Origin of the sequence: Novosphingobium terrae, assembly GCF_017163935.1 — a bacterium.
In the GTDB taxonomy this organism is placed as follows: domain Bacteria; phylum Pseudomonadota; class Alphaproteobacteria; order Sphingomonadales; family Sphingomonadaceae; genus Novosphingobium; species Novosphingobium terrae.
The window spans coordinates 2,543,610-2,565,370 of record NZ_JABVZR010000002.1 but is presented as its reverse complement, the minus strand read 5'-3'; the positions used below and the strand labels follow the sequence as shown (position 1 = coordinate 2,565,370).

The window sequence follows — 21,761 nt, the reverse complement described above, 5'->3', positions numbered from 1 at the left end:
CCTGTTATCGAGCCAAGCCCGGCGCGGTGAAATCCGGCGCGGTGACGCTGCCTTCATCGACCAGCGACACTACGCCCAGACTGCCCGGCGTGTCATCCGTCTTCCATACAGCGATGGCGATACGGTTAACGCCATGGCCATTAAGGACTGTTGACGGGATCGGGAAGCGGCTTTGCGGGCCCATATCCGCGATATAATGCCCCATCTGCCAGCCATTGACGAAGATCAGCGCGCGATAGTGCCGGCCCGGCGGGTCCTTGATCGCGAGGCTGAGCGACGTATCCTGCCCCTGCGGCAAATCCAGCGTCACATCACTGCGATACCAGCGGATGCCGGGCGCTGTGGTGTCAGCCGGCAGGCTGGTGGCGGTCCAGCCCGCACTATCGGGGCTGGTCGGCCAGCCTTCACGTTCGCCATGCAGGCCCCCCAGATTGTAGGGGCCGCGCAGCTTGTCCTGCCCGGTGACCGCGCCCTGAAGGCGCCAGCGGATGGCATCGGCGCCCGCCCCAAGCGGCACGGCAGCGATGATGCCGCGCGCCGTGCGGTTCTCCCCGGTGGAGTTGTAATCCTCCTCATGCCCCATGTTGACGGTGAGAACCGAGACCACATTGTCTCCCGCCACCACCAGATTGGCCGGAAAGCTGAAAGAGCCCGTCTCGTTGCGGGTGACACTGCCCAGAAAATGTCCGTTGAGCCAGACCGAGAAAGCCCCTGCCTCACCGCCGCTTTTCACATGCAGCTTGATGCCGGAGGGGACAGAGCCTGCCTTCCCGCTGAAATGGCCGCGATACCAGGTGTTGCCGGTGTGGAAGCCATAATCGTCAGCGAACAGCACGGGCAGGGAGCCGGGCTTGGTGATGCTGCTGCTGACGTTCAGATCAGCTTGTTGCCATGCGCGATCATCAAAGGCGGCGCCGGCTTCTGGCTGATCCTCGCGGCTGGTCCAGTGATCGAGTACCGGCAGCGTGACAGGCTTGGGCACGGGCAGATCAAACGCCAGCGTGCCCGAGGCGGTCGGCGCGGGGCTTACCGGGGCGCCGTTCCATGTCACGCTTCGGGCATGGCCGGCAAGGAGTTCGGCGTGATTGTCGGCATCGCCATCACCGGTAAGCGCCAGCGTCTCGCCATCGACACGGGCGCTGCGCAGCAGATGCGAGCCGAGCAGCAACACCGGGCCTTGGGCGGTCTCCTGACGCCAGATACGGTCGGTCGCGCTGTTCTCGCCGATCAGCAGCAGGAGCGGGCGCTCGCCGCCTTCGATCAACAGGCGCAACAGGCCATGGTGCTGGTAGTTGATCCGCAGGATACCCCTGGACCACGTCGAGGTGGCCTGCCCCTCCAGCACCTTGACCTGCGGTTTGGCTTTGAAGGCCAGCGCCGTCTCGCCGTCGCTGCCCGCGCGGCCATAGAGCACACCCACATCGCGCGCGCCGATGCTGGCCTGCGTCATCATCTCCGAGGTGGAATAGACCAGCGTGGCGGCGCCAATCTTGCCATCGGCCACCAGCAGCTTGCTTTCACGCCCGTCAATGCGGATCGCCGTGCCGGGCTGCTGCGGGATGCGTGGGAAAGCCCCTTCCTTCAGCGACAGAGCGATATGCGTGCTTTCCACCGTGGAGGAGGTGGTGTCGCCATGGCGCAGCAGGTGGAACTGAGTACCGGTTTCGGGATTGATCCGCGCCACCTCTACAAGGCGCGGATTGTCCGGCGCGCGGGGCTTGAGATCATCGGTTTTGAGCAGCGCGGGCAGGCCCGTCACCAGATAGCCGATGCGCTTGTCCTCGAAATATTTGGGCTCGAACTGGCGGGCCTCGGTGATCGCCGCGCCATAGTCATAGGAGGTGTAGTTCTGCGGGATAGGCTGCCAGCCCCATGAGGTGCCGCCATAGAGCATGTAGAAATTCTGCGCCGTGGCGCCCGCCGCGATGTTCTCCTTGTAGAAGACATTGGCGAAGCGGTCGTTGATCAGCTTGGCGCATTGGGCATAGCCGGGGCCGCCCCATGGATCGAAAGCGCCGCCCTGGAACTCTGCCGTGAACAGCGGCTGCCCGGCATGGCGATGCGCGGCCATATCGGGCGCGGGGTTCCAATGCTCGGGGTGCGAACAGTCGAAACCTTGCGGATAGTAATCCCAACCGGTGACATCCATCGCGCCTTTGCCGGACACGAAAGTATCGTTGTGATTGCCGACCAGCGGCACGGTGATGCCGTCAGCCTTCGCCTTGTCGCGCAGGTGCTGGATATAATCGCGGCCCTTGTCGTCGCCGTTGTAATATTCATTTTCGATCTGATAGGCGACGACGCTGCCACGCCCGTCCGAGAGCTGATGCCGCGCGATGATCCTGTCGATCCGGGTCAGCCATTCATCGCCCAGTTTCAGATAGTCCGGATCGGGGCTGCGGTTCTTCACCGGCTTTTGCGTCAGCCAGAGGGGGAAGCCGCCGCTGTCGACCTCGGCATTGATGTAGGGGCCGGGGCGGGCGATGACATAGATGCCCGCCTTCTGCGCTTCATCCAGCACGCGGTCCATATCGCGGATGCCGGAGAAATCATACTCGCCCTCGCGCGGCGAGTGATAGCCCCATGAGAAATAGATCGAGGTGGTGTTGAAACCCGCCGCCTTCATCTTCTGGAAGATGTCACGCCACAGTTCCGGGCTGGGCAGGCGATAGGGATGGAACTCGCCCGACCAGAGATAGACCCGCTGGCCATCGACAAGGAAGCTGTACTGATCGAAGGCGATGCTGTGCTGCGCCGTGGGCTGGTCGGCATGGGCCACGGTGGCGCAAGCCAGCGTGGCCGCCGAACCCATCAGCAAAAGCGATTTGAGGCGGGGAAATTTGATCCTCATCAGGGTCCTCATGATGTCAGCACAGTGTTCAGGAATGCGGGGTCACTGACGCCGCAGCGGCGTCGCAGGAAATCGGCATGATCGGGCATCTGCCGGGCGGCGGCAGCGGTGACCTGCGCCACGCGCTGCAGCCGCGCCTGCGCCTCGGCGAGAGGCATGCCATCGGCCAGCGGGTCATACCCCGCCGCTTGCAGCCCCTGCCCGTGCATCACCGCCAGCCAGCTGGTCTTGCTGAACAACTCGTCCGCCTCTCGGAAGACGCGGCCTGTGGCGCGGTAGATGGCGATGCGTTCCGCCAGACTGTCGGGGATCGGCATGCTGCGCAGATGATCCCAATAGGGCGTGTCGGCGCGCTGTGTGGCGTGGAAATGCAGGATCAGGAAATCGCGGATGCTTGCGAACTCCGCCGTCATCAGGCGGTTGTAGCGGCGGATATCGGCAGGCTCGAATGCGCGGGTCGGCACCATTTCCAGCAGTCGCGCGATGCCTGCCTGAACCAGATGGATGCTGGTGGATTCCAGCGGTTCGAGAAAGCCGCTCGCCAGCCCCAGCGCGATGCAGTTCTTCGCCCAGAAGCTCTTGCGGCGCCCGGCCCGGAAGCGCAGCAGACGCGGCGTACCCAGCATCGGCCCCTCAAGGCTGGTGGTGAGAGCCTCCTCGGCGGCCTCATCGCTGAGGTGAGCGCCGGCATAGACATAGCCATTGCCCACGCGATGCTGCAGCGGAATGCGCCATTGCCACCCCGCCTCACGCGCCGTGGATCTGGTGTAAGGCGTGAGCGGGCCGGAGCGTTCACACGCCACCGCGACAGCACGATCATTGGGCAGCCAATGGCCCCAATCCTCGAAACCCGCCTCAAGCGTCTGGTCGATCAGCAGGCCTCGGAAGCCGGAGCAATCGATAAAGAGATCGGCGGCGATCTGCTCGCCCGAGGCCAATTGGACGCTGGCGATAAAGCCGGTTTCACCATCCTGTTGAACCTGCGTAACCTTGCCCTCTTTGCGGATCACGCCGGCTTTTTCGGCATGGTCACGCAAGAAAGCAGCATAACGCACCGCATCGAAATGGAAGGCATAGCCGATATGACCGAGCGGCGTGTTCGTGCCCCCGCTGGGTCGATCGAAACGGGTCTGACGGGCGGCCAGAGCGCAGATCGAATAGTCCTCCAGCGGGGTGTTATCGCCGTTTTGCCTGAGCCGATGCCACAGCCCATCGAAGGGGATCGGCCCGAAATCGACGCCATAATTGCCGAAAGGATGGAAATAGCGATGGCCATGGTGCAGCCAGTCGACGAATTCGATCCCCAGCTTGAAAGTGGCGCCGGTCGCCCGGATGAACTCATCCTCATCGATACCCAGCAGGCTGTTGAAGGCCAGCAAGGGCGGGATCGTCGCCTCGCCCACGCCGACGGTGCCGATCTCCTCGGATTCCACCAGCGTGATGGTCAGGTCGGGCCGCCCCAGCACACGGGCCAGCGCCGCCGCCGTCATCCAGCCTGCCGTGCCGCCGCCGATGATGGCGATGCTGCGCAAGGGTTCGTGTGTCATCGGGCCACCTCGCATTGCAGGAAAAGATTGCCGGTCAGGCGACCGCGACGGGGATCTTCGGCATGCTCCGGCAGGGCGCGGATCAGGCCCGAGTGGAACAGGGAAGAGCGATAGATAACCAGACGATCCATATGGGCCTCGCAAGCGCCGATCAGGGCGAAGTCTGCGCTGTCGCCAGCCGGATAGCCATAGGAAAGCGTGGTTTTGTCATCCATTGCCTTGTTGAACACCTCGACGCGCGCGGGATCGAGCGTTTCAAATCCGGTGGGCCGGTGGCGGAAAAAACCGGTCCCGCCATGCTGCGCCCCGCAGAGATAATGGACGGCGGCAAATTGAAGCGGATCGGCAGCATCCACATGCGGCATACGTTGTTCCGCAGACAGAGCTTCGGGCGGCGTGGCCACCAGCGAGAAATTGCCCCTCGCCCGTTTGGGGCGGATGGGGCCAGTGTGCCAATGCTGCTGCAGCAAAGGCAGCACAAAGCGCACCATGGCATCAACATAGGCATGCGGCGCGGGGCCCAGCAAACCGGGGTAACCGCTGCCTACGGCGCTGGCCGGTTCGAACCGCGAAGCACTGGCAGCGGCGATGAGATGTTCGGCCTGCCCTGTCGCGGCATCCATGACCAGCACCGGTTCGTCGCTGCCTTGCAAACGCAGCAGCGAGACCGATGTCTGTGACCCGACTATGGATGCAGAAACCATCATCCCACGTTCCACCTAAAAAGTGACCGGCGGGTTCCGCGCCCGCCGGTCCAGGGAGGGTCTCTTAATAGGTTGCGCGCAGCGAGAAGCCGTAACGCCGGTCATTCAGCGTATATTGCAGCGGCTGGCTGGTGGTGTTGATGTAGGTTTCGGTCATGCGGTTGAGCAAATTCACCGCATCGAGCGACACCGCAATATGCTTGGTGATGTTGTAGCTCACCGAAGCATCAAGCGAGGCATAGGGCTTCTGGAACTGCGGCAAACCATTGGCGCCGCTGCCATAAGTGGTATCCAGATAGGTGCCGCGCCAGCTCCACGCCAAGCGCCCCGAGACCGGCCCCTTCTGATAGAGCCCCACCAGATTATAGCTGTGCTTGGAAAGCTTCTCCAATGGCACGGTCATCGGGATGTTGCTGCCGGTCGCCGCGAAAGGATTGGTCACGCTGCTGTCGACAAAGGTGTAATTGGCCTGAAGACCAAAGCCGCTGAAGATGCCCGGCAGGAAATCGAAGAACTGCTGATAGGCAATTTCAAAGCCCTTGATCGTGCCTTTGCCCGAATTGACCGTAGTTCCGATGTCGAAAGGCGTGCCATTGTAGCTACGCACCACCGTACCGCTGGCCAGAAAACCATCGACCTGCTTGTAGAACAGGCCACCCGTCAGCGATCCGGACTGGGCGAAATACCATTCCACGGTGGCGTCATAATTGGTCGAAGTGATGGGGCTGAGATAGGGATTGCCCGAGGAGCCGCTGGGCCGCCCGGTCAGCGGGCTGACCTGCGTCACCTGATTGAGCGTCACATTGGTCGACATCTGGTCGAAATTGGGCCGCGCGAAGGATTGCGAAAAGGCAAAACGTGCCTGAACCTTGGGTGCCAGATGCAGCCTCAAATTGAAGCTGGGCAGCGCTTTCGTGTAGCTGCGCCGCACATCGAGCGGCGACATCGAACCGTCATTGTTGATGATCACACCGGTGGAACCGGTCTTGGTGTTGACCACGCGCACACCCGCGCTGCCGTCGAAATCAAGACCGAACAGCCGGTTGGCAAAGTCCGCCGTGACATAGCCACTGATCGACTTTTCCGTTTGATGATTGAGATCGGCGGGGGCGAAATAGTTCTTCGGCGTCGCGCCGAACAGCGCCTCGGTCTTGGTCAGGCTGTCCCAAAGGTTGGAGCCGGATTCGAAGTTGGGATAGAGGATGCCGCCGGTCAGCGTGCGTCCGTCAAAGAAGTTGGAGGACGGGCCGCTGATTGCCAGTTCGGGATGCGCCGAAACCGGCACAAAAGGTGTCCCCGCCGTGGCGTTGCAGGCCGCATTCGGGCCGCTGGGCACCAGGCAGAAGGCGTTCCAGGTGCCGCGCAGATCAACCGTGCTGTCGGCATAACGCGCGCCGCCGCGCAGCTTTTTCAGGAAGCCGCCCTCGGCATCATATTCCAGATCGTAGCGCAGCGCGAGTTGATCGGCCTCGTTGCGCTGAATGGCATCGGCCATATAGGTGAAAGCGTAATTGGCCGGGTTGGACAGCAGGCCGGGATCGCGCACATTCCAGACGGGCCGCGATCCGCGCAGATCGAAATCGACGATGCTCTGATGCAGGGCGGTGTAAGGCGTCTCACCCGCCTGATCGTAGAGCGAAATGACGAAGCCGTTGCGATCGGCATTGTAGGTCGATTTCAGATATTGGAAATCGAAGGTGCTCTTGATCCGGTTGTTGGGGTTCCATTTCACATTCAGCGTGTAATTGCCGACGGTATCAGTCAGATCCTGATCGAAACGCGAGGATTCAAAGACCATATTGCTGAGCGAGCCGGAGGTGGCATAACCCGAACTGTCAAAGGTGAAGTTCCCGCCATTGAGCGGCGTGGTCGAGGGATTGCCGTTGTTGTTGTAATAGTAATATTTGCCCTGACGGTAGAACTTGTAGCGCGAATAGAGCGCTTGCGCCGTCACCAGCAACGTGCTGTTGGGTTGCCACTGGAAGGCGCCGGCCGCACCGATGCGCTGGCGGTTGCCGCTGTCGTCATAGATCTGCACACCATAGGGCACCTGCGCATTGGCCGGGGCGCCCGGAATGGTGGTTCCGGCGGGCACGGGGCCATAGGCGCCGATGATCAGCGCATCCTGCTGATAGAAGCTCTTGGCATAGCTGACGTTGACCAGGAAACCCATCTCGCCGATCGAGGTATCGAAGCGATTGCTGTAGAGCAGAGAAAAACTGTCGCCCGTCTTCTTGGCGCGGTCATAATAATTGCCCTTGACCGTGGCGCTGATGACTTGCCCCTTGGCATCGAAAGGCAGGCGGGTGCGGATGTTGACCACACCGGCGATATCGCCCTCGATCGTATCGGCGGGCGGATTCTTGTAGACATCGATGCCCGCCAGCAGTTCAGGCGGCAGCGCCTCCAGATCGAGCGAACGCCCGCCCGCCGCCGAAATCGCCGCGCGTCCATCGATGAAATTGCTGACCTGCGTCAACCCGCGCACCGTGATGGCGGGCTGTGTGCGGTGGTCGAAATCGGTCGCGCCCTCGCCATAGCGGCGCTGGATCTGCACGCCGGTGATGCGCTGCAGCGCCTCGACCGTGTTGGCGTCAGGCAGCTTGCCGATGTCGGTCGCCTCAACGGAATCAACGATCTGATTGGCATTGCGCTTGATCGCCTGGGCCGAGCGGAGGCTGGCCCGCACGCCGGTCACGATGATATCCTGAGAATTGGCGGGAGATGAGCCGGGCACTTGCTGCGCCAAAGGACTGGCTGCGACAACTTGCTGATCATCGGCGGCGAAAGCGGGGACGCCCGCCAGAAGAGTACAGGCCGCCGTGACGGACGCGCTCATAAGATAGCGATAGCGAAAACGCTGCATGATTGATCCACTCCCCTGTTTGCCCACTTTGCGGTGCATCTTGCCTTGTCATATTTAGGCAGAATCATTTGTCCAACAAGAGATTTTTTATGAACGACTGAAGAATCTCGATTCAGCCTTCTCAAACCTGCACCGATATTATATTTTTTCATAGTTTAATCATTATATTAATGCGCGCGGCCCAGACAGGCAAACCCGCCATCTCAACAAGCCGTTTTGAGCCGCTGGATGGAAAATTTATCTGACTTGATCGACTAGATAAGCCATTATAGTATGACAATAAGGCTCCCAAACACGCCACAAAGGCCACGCCCAACCGTGCAAAGCCAGCGACCGGCAGAGCCATCAAAAGAGGGGGAAGGTTTGATGAAAAAGAGACTGGCCGCAGTGGCCGCCTTGCTGGCCACACTGGGGGCGGCGCCCGCCACGCAGGCTCAGGACAGTCGCTTTTCGCGTGACGCCTCCGGCCAGCCCGTGCTGACCGTCGATGGCAAGCCCTTTCTGGTTCTCGGCATTCAGCTCAACAATTCCTCCGGTTTTCCTGACACCTTTCACGCCCTCGCCCCGGCCATCAAGCGCAGCCATGCCAACACGGTGATGGTCCCGCTGGGCTGGGAAAGCATCGAACCCGAAGAAGGCCGTTTCGACTTCTCCATCATCGATGGCCTGATCGCCGAAGCCCGCGCTCAACATATTCGCATCGCCCTGCTGTGGTTCGGCAGCTGGAAAAACGCGAAAATGTCCTACGCCCCGGCCTGGGTGAAGCACGACACGCAGCGCTTCCCGCGCGTGGAAGACGCCGATCACCACCCCATCGACGCGCTTTCCCCCATTGCCGAAGCCAGCCGCAACGCCGATGCCAAAGCTTTCGCCGCACTGATGGCTCACATCAAGGCGGTGGATGCCAAACAACGCACCATCATCATGGTGCAGGTGGAAAATGAGGCCGGCACGCTGGGCGCAGACCGCGATCATTCCGCAGCAGCCGAGGCCCTGTTCACCGCTCCCGTCCCCGCCGATATGCCCGGCGCCAAGCAAGGCTCATGGCAGGATAACTATGCCGAAAAGGCGCCCGAGGCCTTTATGGCCTATCACACCGCACGCTACATCGGCGCGGTCGCGGCCGCGGGGCGCAAGGCCTATGATCTGCCGATGTATGCCAATGTCTGGCCGCGCGAGCAGCCCGGCCTGCTCCGCCCCGGAGACAGCAGCCCCAGCGGCGGCGCGGTGTCATGGCTGCTGCCGCAATGGAAAGCGCTGGCGCCTGCGATCGATGTGGTCGGCGTGGACAATTACGACACCAACGTCGCGCCCTACACACAGATCGCCAAGGCCTATGACATCCCCGGCAATCCGCTCTTCGTGCCGGAAACCGGGGGCAGCATGGCCCATGCCCGCCACGCCTTCTGGACCATCGCCCAGCCCCATAGCGTCGGCATTTCCAAATTCGGCATCGATGAAGGCTTCGGCATCAGCAAGGGGCAAGAGGCCATCGAACCCATCGCCCTCGATTACCAATTGCTGCGCGATGCCGCGCCTTTCCTGCTGCCTTTGCGCGATGCGGGCCATGCCCTCTCCGCCGTTGAGGAAGACGGCATGGCCAACATCCCCCTCACCTTTGATGGCATCGAGGCCGTGGCCCGCTTCGGCGAGGTGCGCGACGGCTATGGCGGCCCGCGCGGGCAGGGCAATGCGGATCTGTCGGGCCGGGTGATCGTGGCGCAGGTCGAGGCGAACCGCTTTCTGATTGTCGGCGCTTCGACCAATCTGTTGTTTGCGCCCAGGCTGGGCACAGCGGGCCATGTCGAACTGGTCAGCGTGGAGGAAGGGCATTTTATGGATGGACGATGGGTGCGCGATCGCCTGCTTAATGGTGATGAAACGGCCTTCGGGCTGGTGCTGCCTGCTTCGGGCAAGTCGCTGATGGTGACGACGCAGGTGGTGCGATGAAGGTCTCGCGTCGCTCGCTGCTGGCCAGCGGTGTGGCTGGCGGGATGGCTGCCGCTGCGGTGAAAGCTGCCCCTGTGCCCTCGCGCCGTCCTCTGGCCCCCCGGCCGCCGATGGGCTGGAACAGCTGGAACAGCTTCGCCACCACCATCACCGAGGCGCAGACGCTGGAAAACGCCCAGATCATGGCGCGCGAATTGCTGCCCTCCGGCTATGACATTCTGACCGTCGACATCCAGTGGTACGATCCCAGCGCCACCGGCTATGATTACAACGTGAAACCCGTGCCCGCGATGGATGGCTATGGGCGCCTGCTGCCCGCCCCGAACCGCTTTCCCTCAAGCGAGGGCGGCAAGGGCTTTGCCCCTCTGGCCCGGCGCGTGCATGCCATGGGCCTGCGCTTTGGCGTCCATCTGCTGCGCGGCATTCCGCGCCTTGCCGTGGAGCGCGATCTGCCGGTGCTGGGCACCCGGACCACCGCCCGCGCCATCGCCGACACCAGCAGCGTCTGCGCCTGGAACCCGGATATGTATGGCGTGGATATGCGCCGCCCCGGCGCTCAGGCCTATTACGACAGCGTGTTCAAACTGCTGGCCTCATGGGGCGTGGATTTCGTCAAGGTCGATGATCTGAGCCGCCCCTATGACGCCCATGCGCCCGAGATCGAGGCCATCGCAACGGCCATCACCCGCTCGGGCCGCCCGATGATGCTGAGCATGTCGCCCGGCGAAACGCCGGTGTCGCGCGCTGTGCATGCCAGCCAGCATGCGCAGATGTGGCGCATCTCGGATGATTTCTGGGATGACTGGGCGATGCTCAAGGCGCAGTTCACCCGGTTGGCGAACTGGAACGGAGCGATGAAGGGCCTGAGCGGTTGGCCCGATGCCGATATGCTGCCGCTCGGTCGCCTGAAAATGGGCACGCGCGAAACCAGTTTCACCCCCGACGAACAGCAGACGCTGATGACACTGTGGAGCATCGCCCGCTCGCCCCTGATCATGGGCGGCGATCTGCGCCACCTTACCCCGGCCACGCTGGCGCTGCTGACCAATCCCGAAGTGCTGGCCATCAACCAGTCGAGCCACGCCAACCAGCCCCATTTCTGGGAGGATGATGCGCCGGTCTGGTCGGCGCGAGCCCCGGATGGTGCATGGTATCTGGCGCTGTTCAACATTGCCGATACGGCCAAGCAGGTGAGGCTCGATCTGCCGCGCCTTGAGCTACCGGGAGCGGCCAAGGTGCGCGATCTGTGGCAGCGCAAGGATGAAGGACAGACCGGCGCCATCTTCACGCGCGATGTGCCCCCGCATGGGTCACGACTTTATCGACTGTCTGCGGCGTGATCAGGCAAGGTCTGCTGATGGCGACGCTGCTGGCGGCCTCCTGCCCGGCGCAGGCTGCCGAGCGCCCCGTCACCATCGCGCTGTCAGCGGATCGCGCAACCGATGGCCCGGCCTTCGAGGGCTGGGGCACCGCCCTCGCCTGGTTTGCCGAGGTGACGGGCGGCTACCCGGCCCCCGTCCGCGAGCATCTGGCTGATCTCTTCTATGGCAAGGATGGCCTCGGCTGGACCATCGCGCGCTTCAACATCGGTGGCGGCAATGCGGCGGATACACCGCCCTATCTGCGCACCGGCGGCGCCGTGCCCGGTTACTGGCACCAACCGTCAGGCACATCGGGCACCGACTGGTGGCGCCCCGATCAGCCCGACATGTGGGACTGGAACGCCGATCCCAACCAGCGCTGGTGGCTCGATGCGGTCAAGGCCCGCGTGCCTGCGGCTATCTTTGAGGCCTTCTCCAATTCTCCACCCTGGTTCATGACGATCAGCGGGCGCGTATCAGGCGCGGAGAAGGGCCGTGACGACAATCTGCGCGCCGGGCAGGAGCAGGCCTTCGCGCAATATCTGGCCCGTTCGGTCGAGGCCTTGCAACGCCGCCACGGCATCCGGTTCCGCACCCTCTCCCCGGTCAATGAGCCCAACACCGATTACTGGTACGCCGCCAACACGCAAGAGGGCGCTCATTGGAGCCCGGCGCGTCAGGCGGCCATGATCGAGGCTTCCGCAAAGGCATTGCAAGAGCGCAGGCTCACCACGCAGATCGCGGCGATGGATGAAACCAATTCCGATACATTCCTGACCGATTGGAAGGCCTATCCGGCAACAACACGGTCACTGATCGGCCAGCTCAATGTTCATAGCTACGGCACATTGTACCAGACCGGTGTCCGCGATGCAGCCAAGGCAGCGCAGATCCGCCTATGGATGTCGGAAAACGATACGCCCGACAAAGGCCCTGAAAGCTTCACCGGTATGGCTCCTGCGCTGGCGCTGGCCGATCATATCATCGCCGACCTGCGGCATCTGCAACCTGCCGCCTGGATCTTCTGGCAGGCCGTGGAGACTCTGAGCGCGCGCGACGGCAAAGCCGGCTCCAACTGGGGTCTGATCAAGATGGATCTGCAAGCCCCGCCCGAAGCACCGCACCCGCTCTCCATCACGATGAAATATTGGGCGATGGCCAATTTCAGCCGCTATATCCGCCCCGGCATGCGCCTCTTCCGCCCCGCCGACGAGGATACGATCGGCGCCGCCAATCCGGACGGGCGAGAGCTTGTCTTTGTGCATGTCAATCCCGGCGCGACACCGCGCCAGCTGGTGCTGAGCATAGCAGGCGATTGGTCGATCCAGACCATCGTGACGTCAGGCGATCAGCACGCGGATGCCGGAAAGCCCAAGCCCGGGCGAGACCATTTTACCGTTTCGGTTCAACCGGAAACGATCACCACCATCCGCCTGCAACGCCGCCGCGATTGAACCTGTCGCTCAGCATTGTCTCAACTGCACAGCCTTCATCCTGCCGGAAAGACACTGGCCATCCCGGCGAGAAAAAGATAGGAAAAAGCAAGAAGAACAGATCTGCCCCGCCCCTTCGAGGAGATGGAGATGAGCGCTTCGCCAGCCAGCCTCTTACCAACACAAACCCTCGTGAAAGCAGCGGCATTTGGCGTCATTGCTTTGGCGGCTGCGGCAGTTCATTCATCATGGGCGTCGGCTCATCCGCAGATCGCCCTGTTTCTTGTTCTCTGGGTCGTTGCGGACACCATGATGCTGTCGCTTCTGGCCCGATCATCCGGACGCCCGAGCGGGCAGACAATTCTGGGCACTCTGGCCGGGGCGAGTTTCACCGTATGGCTGATCTGCCCGCCGCAATTGCGCGACGCCTTATGGGCCAGACCGGTGATCGTGGCAGGCATGGCGACCATAACCCTCACCTGGGTCCTGCGCAGCCTGTTGCACGCCCGGCGTACCCTCACCATGCCCGGCCAAAACCCTCAGGATCGATGGCCTGCGGCCCTCTCTGAACTTGTGCCCAAGGCCCTTGTCCGTCTGGCCACCGCCGAACTGACGATCCTGCATATGGCGCTGTTTCGCTGGAGCGGCCCGGCGGATATTCCAGAGAAGAGCCGCGCCTTTGCCTATCACCGGCATCTGACGCCGATCTGCGCGACATTACTGATCCTGTCGGCCATCGAGATCACCACCTATCATCTTGTGATCGGACATTGGAACCACAAGGCAGCGATCGCCATGTTCCTGATCAGCGATGTCGGCTTCGTCTATCTGCTGGGTCTGATCAAATCGTTCCGTTTCCGTCCCGTGCTGCTGACGGCCGAGGGCATTCGCGTGCGAACCGGTTTTCTGATCGACCGCCTGATCCCTTTCGCCGCCGTGGCGACGGTGGAGACAAATTTTCCCGGTGAAACAATCCGCGATCCTGCGACATTAAATGCCGCCCTTTTGGCCTGGCCCAATGTCCTGCTACGCCTGAAAGAGCCCCTGCCGCGCCGATCCTTGTGCGGCAAACAAGCCCCGATCCGTCACATCGCCTTCCGGCTGGACGAACCGGGCGCCTTCCTTCAGCTTCTGCATTGGCGTCTGGGGCAGCACGCAGCGTAACTGCTGCAACGACAAGGCGCCCGCCCCGTTGCGGCGGGGCGGGCCAGGTCAAGGCCGGTCGGGCTCCCGAAGCCGGTCTTGCTGCCGCCCCCGCAAGGGCGGCGCGCAGCTTTCAGAAGTGGACGATCACATCGCCCGACAGCACCAGCTGGTGGTTCTTGTCCGGTGCGATGCCCAGAGCGCCATCGCCGTTGAAGGCGGCCGCATCGATCGAGCGGTAATAGGCCACCTCGGGCCGGAACTCGATCTGCGGGCTGAACCAGTGCTGCAGGCCCAGCGCGATGTCGTAATAGCGCGTGGCGATGCCGGTGCGCTGGCCTTCCTCGTCATTGTAATATTCGGTGCGCAGCGAGATGTTGTCGCGCGGGCTGGGCTGGTAATTGGTGTAGGCCAGCAGGGCGAAGGCCTTGGCGGTGCAGGTCAGCACATTGGGATCGTGGCATTGCGCCATGTTGGGCGCATTGTATTTCAGTCCGGCAAAGGGCGTGCCGCCATTGGCCACCACCGTCTGCACCGTGGCATTGTTGATGTTGGGCACCTTGGTCTCATAGAGATTGTAGGTCTCGAAGGAGATATGCCACTTGTCGGTGAACTTGTGGTAATAGGTCAGGCCGAACCACTGGAGGTTGTTGTAGCCCCAGGTGCCGCTGTTGATCGCATCGGCGCAGGCATAGATGGCGTCGCGCGCGCTGTCGGTCTGATAGCGCAGGCAACCGGTGAAGGAGGGCTGGGCGCCCGGGTCCTTGCGGAAGGTCTGGCCGGGATAGAGCGGGCTGGGATAGGGGTTGGTGATGTGCTTGCCGGTGTTCCACAGCGCTGTATCGCTGCCCGCTGACACGCCCAGCTGCAGGAACAGGTTCTTGCTCAGCGCCAGCGTCGCCTGAATGCCGGTGTTGGTGTAATTGTCGAAGCTGTAGGCCAGCGAATGGCTGTACATATAGTTGTTGGGCGCCAGCTGCGCCTCGATATCGGGCAGAGCAATATAGCGGCCGATGCGCAGCTCCAGCCCCTTGGCCACCTTGGGAATGTAGATATCCGCATAGACCATCGGCAGATCGAAGCCATAAGCCTTGTTGTTGGTCAGATACTGGCCGGAAAACAGCCCGTCTGACACCGTATAGCGGTAATCGGTGCCATAGATCGCCGCGACGCGGAAACCCCAGTCGACATGATCGGTCTGCACCGTATCGGGAGTACGCTCCAGATAGAACACCGCCTGATCCATCTGCACGGTGTTGGGATTGTAATCATAGGCGCCAGGCGAATTGCCCTGCTTGCGGCTGGAGGTGGAGATGTTGCCTCCCACATCGACCCAGCCATAGGCCTGAATATGAGCGGCATTCATCGCCTGACCGAGCCCTGTCTTGCCCAGCGCCACCATCAACGGGCTGTCCACCGAAGAGGGGCGGTTGACGCCGATGCTGGTCGCGCCGCCATAAGGCCATTCGGTGAAGGGCATCGGCGGCGCGTTTTCCGGCTGAGGCGTCCAGCCATCGCGGCGTGAGGGCGGCGCATTGGGATCGGTGATCGGCGATCCGGTCTGGCCCATTTCGGCAGCCTGATAGCGGAAAAAGCGGCCGATCACGCTGGCGCCCAGATCGGCGTCGGTCATTGGAGGCTTTGCGCTGGCGGCTGGTTGGGCAGGCGCCTGCACCGCGGCATTGTCATTCACGGTAGCACTATCCGCCGACGCGCTGGCAGGAGCAAGCGCAAGGCTGGCCAGAAGGCCAAGAGCAGTCATCGTCATGGAAGTCCTCATGGGGCCCGGGAGCCGCCTGCCTGTTCGCAGAGGCATTCAGCGGTTCCGGGGCCCGGCTCCATTAGGCCTGCCCGGCATTTGAGCTCCAGATCACAGAACAGTGATTTAAATATAATTTTTATATAAATCGCAATACGATACGGATCGGCCCGGGGCCCCCATTACGCAAATACAACGCGAAACCCGATTTTGTCGGCTGGAGGCGCTATGCCATGCCGCCCTAGATACACCGTCCCCGGCGCCGCTTCCTGGCGCGCTCATCGGATGGACCTGTCCTCGTGACCACACCCCAGATGCATTTCGTGATCCCCACCTATCGCCTGCGTGACGTGGGCGAGACCGTCGAAGCCTATGACGAGAACTTCTCTCGCTGCGGCCAGAGCGCGCCGATCACCATCTTTGACGATTCCTCCATCGCCAACCACCAGAAGTATTACGACACGCTGGAAGCCACCCGCACCCAGAACGAGGTGTGGTATGTCGGCCCGGCGGAGAAAGAGCAGTTCCTCGGTTACATCTGCCGCCGGTTGAAGGACCGCAAGCTGGATATGCTGGTCCGCAACCTGTTCCGCCCCAGCTATGGCGGCAATCGCAATTTCACGCTGATGTACACGCTGGGCGACCTGATGGTCAGCGCCGACGACGACATGCGCCCCTATGCACTGATCGAGGACAGTCCCGAAGCCCTTGGCGAAAACGAGGTCAGCCGGGGCAAGCTGATCCCGCGCGGCGCCAATGGCCACAGCCGCAAATCCTATGACATTCTCGCCTCTTTCCGCGATGTGCTGGGCCGCACCGTGGCGGAGGCTCCGGCCAATTACGATCAGGGCGAGCTGCTGGTGGATTCCGCGATGGATCTGGAGAGCAACACCTCGCTCGGCTTCTGCCGTGACAATGCTCTGGCGCTGCAACCGGGCACTTTGCCGCGCGGCGGCATCATCAAGATGGCCCAGACCTTCCGCACTGGCACCAATGACATCGATGCGGTGGATTATGTCGATATGTTCCTCGACGATCCTGAGGAGATCGACGCCGAAAGGCTGAACGACACCTATGTGATGGTCAATTTCCGCCCCTGCCTCACCAATGTGAACTGGCGGATGGATTGCGGCGTGGCGGGCTATGACAACACCACCGGCCTGCCGCCCTTCTTCCCCACGCGGCTGCGCTTCGAGGATTACATCTATCGCCTGTGGATCCAGCAGTCGGGCTTTGTGGCGGCGCATGTCGATTCCGCGCAGACCCACATCAAGAACAGCTATATGCGCAATCCGCTGGCCGCCGAGGTCTTCAACGAGGCGATCTGCGGGCTTTTGAAGCGCAAGTTCCGCTCCACCCTGCGCAAGACCGACGAATGGGGCATCGCCTTCGATTATGATGGCGCCGTCTCGCTGGAGGACAGCCAGCAGATCCTTGACGATGCTCGTTCCCTGCACGCCCGCGTGCTGGCCGCCATGGATCACGCCCGCCATGAGGACAGGAAGATGGCGCTGGGCCAGTTCGCGGCGGGCCTCTCGCGCACCTTCTATGATTTCGAGCCGGATTTCTTCCAGCAGAATGTCAGCCGTATCGTGGATGATGAGGTGGGACTGATCCGCGCCTCGCTGGAAATCTGGCCGACCTTGCTGGAGATTGTCTATTTCAAGCGCCACACCCGCAGCCTGCCGATGCGCCGCGTGCGCAACAAGACGCGGACACCGCGCAATGCCAAGGTGGCCGCATGAAAGGAAAGCTGGCCTAAGCCCCCATCATCGCCCACGGCCCGACAGCCCCCGGAGCGAGGATATGGCCGCGCCCAGAATGGCCATGGCCATATCCTTCTGGCTGTCCCACGGGTCGCCCTGCTGGCCGTTGTAATCGTCGGCCAGATTGGCCGGAGCCAACATGGTCAGCAGCCATTCGAAGATTTCATAGGCCGCGCTAAAGGCGCCGACAAACAGGAACCCCATCACCACGCCCACCTTTCTGGACAGGCCGGCATGGCGCTGCATCGCCTCGGCAAAGGGGCCGACCCACAGCAGACCGAAGCTGAGGTGGACCACACGGTCAAAATCATTGCGGCCCAGCCCGAAGGTGCCGGAGATATCATGGCCAGTCAGCGCGCGGGCCCAGGCATCGTAAGGCACATTGGAATAGGTGTAGCGGCCCGCCAAAGTGTGAAGCAGGAAAAACCCCGTCAGCCATCCCACTGACCGGTCCGACAGCGGAAAGCGACGCAGCAATGGAGGCGCCGCCACAATCAGCAGCGCCGTGGGAATATGCTGCAAAGGCGCAAGGTCAGGATAGGGCTGGTTGATGTTGGCCAACACCACCGCGGCAATCAGCATCAGCAGAAGGGCCAATTGTCGAGACGGCAGGGTCTGCCATGCACGGATATAGGATTGCATGGGCGATGATATGCATGTCGCGATCAGGGGTGGCAACTCAAAGGAGCATCCTTCCGATGCACCATGACCGCGATGCCCTCCGATTGGTCGCCACCACATCCTCATGCATCGGCATCTGTTTGGAATGATGGTGATACAGGAGAGACTTTCGCGGACCACAGCAACAAAGGGCCTTGCCGGGGGCGAGCGTGATTCGCGTTTCAGAATACCCCGGCTGGAACGGCATGCTGCAATCCAGCACGCGATGGCACAACCTGCCAGATGCCACGGTTGGCAGAACGCGTGTCCCAAAGCATTGGCCTATTTGACAAAAAATTCACAACCAATACCTGCTCACAAGCCAGCCCATCCCGGCCCCGGCTCGCCAAAAGAAGCATGGACGGCGCCGGGCCATAAGGCTATTGGACCCATATTGTACGATCTAGTTCGTTATTATGGATTGCCCGTGACATTGCCCCCCATCTGCCGCCGCATCGCCAACCCGCTGAAGCCGATCCTGCCATAGCAATCCGGCCACAGCCGCGGAACGCTCAGGCGGCTACCTCCTTAGGGCAGCTACGGACAAGTCCTAGGCGACCCCACCCCATTTGCGCTAAAATAGATCCGGAACGCCGTAGCGGAACCGGAAAAAGGAGCGGATAATGCCCTTCCCGACCATGCTGCAAGGCATGCAGGCCCTTGGCCTCTCCTTTGCCCTGATCAGCGGCTCCGCCATGGCTCAGGACGCTGCGCCTGCCACCACGCCCGCACCTTCCACCGCGACACCGGATCAGGATGCCCCGTCCTCGGAAGCTGTCGCCGCTTTCGTCAGCCAGTATATCTCGCCGACAACCCCCATCTCTGCGTCCGGCCCCCATGGTGCGCCACCGCCACGCACCACGATGACCGGCGACTGGGGCGGCCTGCGCACCCGCATCAACGATGCCGGGGTGACGCTGCGCGGCGACTATGTTTCGGAAAGCTTCGCGGTGGTCGATGGCGGGCAAAGGCGCGGCACCTCCTACGCCCAGCAGATCCGCTGGGGCGCCGATTTCGACATGGGGCGCATCGCGGGCTGGAAAGGCACCAGCGTCCATGTCACCTTCAATGACCGCCGGGGCGTTGGCACCTCCTCCGATTTTGTGGGCAACCGCCTGCCGATCCAGGAAGATTACGGCGGCCTCTACACCCGCCTGACCGAGGCCAGCATCGAACAGGTGCTGGATGGCGGACGGCTCGATATCCGCATCGGTTTCTTTGCCATGGGCAATGATCTGGGCGGTCTCGCCATGGGCTGCAATTTCGTCAATGCTGCCTTTTGCGCCCATGCCCTCTCGCTCTCGGGCGACAGCGGCTGGTACAATTACCCCAATGCCCGGTGGGGCGGCGCGGTGCGTTATCGCCTGCGTCCGGACATCACCTTCCGCACCGGTGTCTATCAGGTTAACCCCAGCCTTGGCGACGAAGCCAATGCCTTCAAGCCCTTCGCGGCAGGCACCACCGGCGCCCTGATCCCCTTCGAGGTGGAGTATGATCCGGGCGTTCGCCCCGGCAGCCGCGTGCTGCCCGGCCATTACAAGCTGGGCGCCTATTACGACACATCACGCGTCGCCCGCGAGGCCGAGACCGGCACCGTCAAGGGCCGCTATGGCGTCTATGTGCTGGCCGACCAGATGATCTGGCGCGAGGCAAACCCCGCGCGCGGCCTCTCGATCTTCGGTGAGTACACCGCCCAGCCCGCCGTGTCGGCGCAGATCACGCGCTGGTACGGCGCGGGGCTGCTGAAAACCGGCACGTTCAAAGGGCGCGATGCAGATACCATCGGGCTGGGCTTCATTTACGCCAAGCTCAACCCGCGCCTGCGCGCCGCGCATGAAGCCACCAGCGTGACCTCGCCCACCGGCGGCCAGCAACTGCTGTTCGGCGAGGCGGTGGTGGAGGCCAGCTATGGCATTCAGGTTCGCCCCTGGCTCAACGTCCGGCCCGATATCCAATATGTGATCGATCCGGGCGCCTTCAGCTATAAGCATATTCCCAATGCGCTGGCGGTGGGCACGCAGGTGCGATCGCAGTTCTAGGGCGACGCGGGATATAGGCCTATAACCGCCATGCATGTAGGCAGGCGGCACCGTCCATGCCATAACCCTTGAGCTTGATAGGACAATGGCCTTGCGTGGCTTGCCCGCTCGGGGCCTTGTCCTAAGGTTACAGGGATCAGTTGCGGCATGAGGGAAACTCTGCCCCGCGCTGTCGCAGGGGGAGAGTGCCGTCCGTGCCCAATGCTGTTGCTTCTGAAGCCCCGCACAACCGGCGTTTGATGGCGCTGTTCGCCGTGCTGGGCTTTTCGGCGGGGCTGCCGTTCTACCTCTTCGCCACAGTGCTGTTTCTGCGGCTGGCGCGACATGGCGTGGATCTGACGATCATCGGCTTTTTCGGCTGGGTCTCTCTGCTGCCCACCTTCAAATTCGCCTGGGCGCCATTGCTCGACCGCTTTGCCGCACCCGGCTTCACCCGTTTCTGGGGGCTGCGGCGCGGCTGGATCATGCTGGCGCAAGTGGGGATCGGCATCTCGATCGTCGGGCTGGCACTGGCCGATCCGGACCGCAATCTGGCCGTCACCGCCTTCTGGGCCGTGCTGCTGGCCTTCTGGACGACCACGGTGGAAATCGCCGCCGACGCATGGCGTGTGGAACTGGCCCCCGATGCGGCGCGGCAGGGCCCGCTGTCGGCGGCCAATCTGTGGGGCTATCGCTCGGCGATGGTCGCGGCGGGATCAGGCACGCTGATCATCGCGGACCATTGGGGCTGGACCTTGGCCTATCTCGCCATCGCCGTAACGGCCTGCTGCGCCTTTCCGCTGGTGGCGATCACCGCTCCCGATGAGCATGCCACCACGCGCAACCGCTGGAGCGCGCTGGGCATTGGGGCCATCGCAACGCTGGTTACCTATGTTGCGGTCGCGGCGCTGGTCGCGGCTGTCGGCTGGCCGGTTCTGGCCATGGCGGACCATCTGGGCATCGGCGCCAAGAGCAATGTCACCACCCCGGTGCTGGTGATCGCCCTGCTGCCCTTCGTGCTGATGGCGCTGGCCCTGCCGAAAATCCGCCGCATGGGGCCCGAGGCGCCGCTGCGCCGCTCGGCTGCACTGGGGCCCTATATCGATATCTTCTGGCGGTTCGGCTATGGATCGATGGTGCTGCTGGGCTTTGTCGCCTTCTACCGTATGGGCGATGTGCTGGCGCTCAATATGTCCAAGCCGCTGGTCAATGCGGTGGGCTATACGCTGACGCAGGTCGGGCTGGCCGACAGCTGGGTTGCGCTGGTCACCAGCATGGCGGGCGTGGCGCTGGCCGGATGGATGGTGACGCGCTGGCCCTATGGCCTCTCCCTGACCATCGGCGCCACCCTTTCGGCCATCGGCAATTACAGCTTCGTCTGGCTGTACCATATGCCGGTGCAGCCATGGGTGCTGTATGTCGCCACCGGGCTGGAGCAGTTCGGCCATGGTTTCGAGGGGACGGTCTTTGTGGTCTATCTCTCGCTGCTGGTGAACCCGCGCTATGCCGGGTCGCAATATGCCTTTTTCTCCGGCTTCGCCTTTCTGCTGCCGCGCCTGATCGCCGGCGCCGCCGGAGCCCTGACCAAGGTGATCGGCTATGACGGGATTTTCGTCATTTCGGGCACGCTGACGCTGGCGCCGCTGCTGTTTTTGCCCTTTCTTGCCCGCCTCAAACCGCGAATGGCCACAGACCTATGAATG

At 62.5% G+C, this 21,761-nt stretch carries 13 protein-coding genes; 7 read left to right on the top strand and 6 right to left on the bottom strand.

The window, feature by feature from the left end; all coding sequences use genetic code 11:
• Positions 1-4: 4 nt before the first annotated feature.
• From HGK27_RS29060 to HGK27_RS29045, 4 genes are all read right to left on the bottom strand, one after another.
• Positions 5-2,851: a beta-galactosidase gene (locus tag HGK27_RS29060; protein WP_206244263.1), complete on the bottom strand. Its 2,847-nt coding sequence runs from the start codon at positions 2,849-2,851 to the stop codon at positions 5-7.
• An 8-nt stretch (positions 2,852-2,859) separates the two neighbouring features.
• Complete coding sequence (locus HGK27_RS29055) at positions 2,860-4,398, bottom strand: tryptophan halogenase family protein (RefSeq protein WP_206244262.1); 1,539 nt, start codon at positions 4,396-4,398, stop codon at positions 2,860-2,862.
• Positions 4,395-5,105 (bottom strand): DUF6445 family protein, encoded by a 711-nt coding sequence (locus tag HGK27_RS29050; protein ID WP_206244261.1) that lies wholly within the window; start codon positions 5,103-5,105, stop codon positions 4,395-4,397. Before HGK27_RS29050 ends, HGK27_RS29055 begins: the two co-directional genes overlap by 4 nt.
• 61 nt (positions 5,106-5,166) lie before the next feature.
• Positions 5,167-7,968: a TonB-dependent receptor gene (locus HGK27_RS29045; protein WP_241127584.1), complete on the bottom strand. Its 2,802-nt coding sequence runs from the start codon at positions 7,966-7,968 to the stop codon at positions 5,167-5,169.
• A gap of 366 nt (positions 7,969-8,334) precedes the next feature.
• On the opposite strand from HGK27_RS29045, the gene HGK27_RS29040 reads away from it, so the two are divergent.
• From HGK27_RS29040 to HGK27_RS29025, 4 genes are all read left to right on the top strand, one after another.
• A complete protein-coding gene (locus tag HGK27_RS29040; protein WP_206244260.1) occupies positions 8,335-9,918 on the top strand; it encodes a DUF5597 domain-containing protein in 1,584 nt (527 codons plus the stop codon).
• The gene (locus tag HGK27_RS29035) at positions 9,915-11,258 is read left to right on the top strand and encodes a glycoside hydrolase family 27 protein (protein ID WP_206244259.1); all 1,344 of its coding nucleotides are present in this window, start codon (positions 9,915-9,917) and stop codon (positions 11,256-11,258) included. The genes HGK27_RS29040 and HGK27_RS29035 overlap by 4 nt, the downstream gene beginning before the upstream one ends.
• 17 nt (positions 11,259-11,275) lie before the next feature.
• Positions 11,276-12,733: a glycoside hydrolase gene (locus HGK27_RS29030; protein WP_206244258.1), complete on the top strand. Its 1,458-nt coding sequence runs from the start codon at positions 11,276-11,278 to the stop codon at positions 12,731-12,733.
• Between the two features lie 288 nt (positions 12,734-13,021).
• Entirely contained in the window at positions 13,022-13,876 is an 855-nt protein-coding gene (locus HGK27_RS29025; protein ID WP_206244257.1) for a hypothetical protein, read from the top strand.
• A gap of 112 nt (positions 13,877-13,988) precedes the next feature.
• On the opposite strand, the gene HGK27_RS29020 is transcribed toward HGK27_RS29025, so the two are convergent.
• Positions 13,989-15,623 carry an outer membrane beta-barrel protein gene (locus tag HGK27_RS29020; protein ID WP_206244256.1) on the bottom strand — a complete coding sequence of 545 codons (1,635 nt, stop codon included), beginning with the start codon at positions 15,621-15,623 and terminating at the stop codon, positions 13,989-13,991.
• A 290-nt stretch (positions 15,624-15,913) separates the two neighbouring features.
• Here HGK27_RS29020 and HGK27_RS29015 point away from each other — a divergent pair, with 290 nt between their 5' ends.
• A complete protein-coding gene (locus tag HGK27_RS29015) occupies positions 15,914-17,359 on the top strand; it encodes a hypothetical protein (protein WP_206244255.1) in 1,446 nt (481 codons plus the stop codon).
• A 24-nt stretch (positions 17,360-17,383) separates the two neighbouring features.
• Here the strand turns inward: HGK27_RS29015 and HGK27_RS29010 are convergent, their stop codons facing one another.
• Positions 17,384-18,022: a DUF2238 domain-containing protein gene (locus HGK27_RS29010; RefSeq protein WP_206244254.1), complete on the bottom strand. Its 639-nt coding sequence runs from the start codon at positions 18,020-18,022 to the stop codon at positions 17,384-17,386.
• Between the two features lie 641 nt (positions 18,023-18,663).
• Between HGK27_RS29010 and HGK27_RS29005 the strand changes: the two genes are divergently transcribed.
• Together HGK27_RS29005 and HGK27_RS29000 are read left to right on the top strand one after the other, a co-directional pair.
• Complete coding sequence (locus tag HGK27_RS29005; protein WP_241127583.1) at positions 18,664-20,079, top strand: carbohydrate porin; 1,416 nt, start codon at positions 18,664-18,666, stop codon at positions 20,077-20,079.
• A 194-nt stretch (positions 20,080-20,273) separates the two neighbouring features.
• A complete protein-coding gene (locus tag HGK27_RS29000) occupies positions 20,274-21,758 on the top strand; it encodes an MFS transporter (protein WP_241127582.1) in 1,485 nt (494 codons plus the stop codon).
• Positions 21,759-21,761 lie beyond the last annotated feature (3 nt).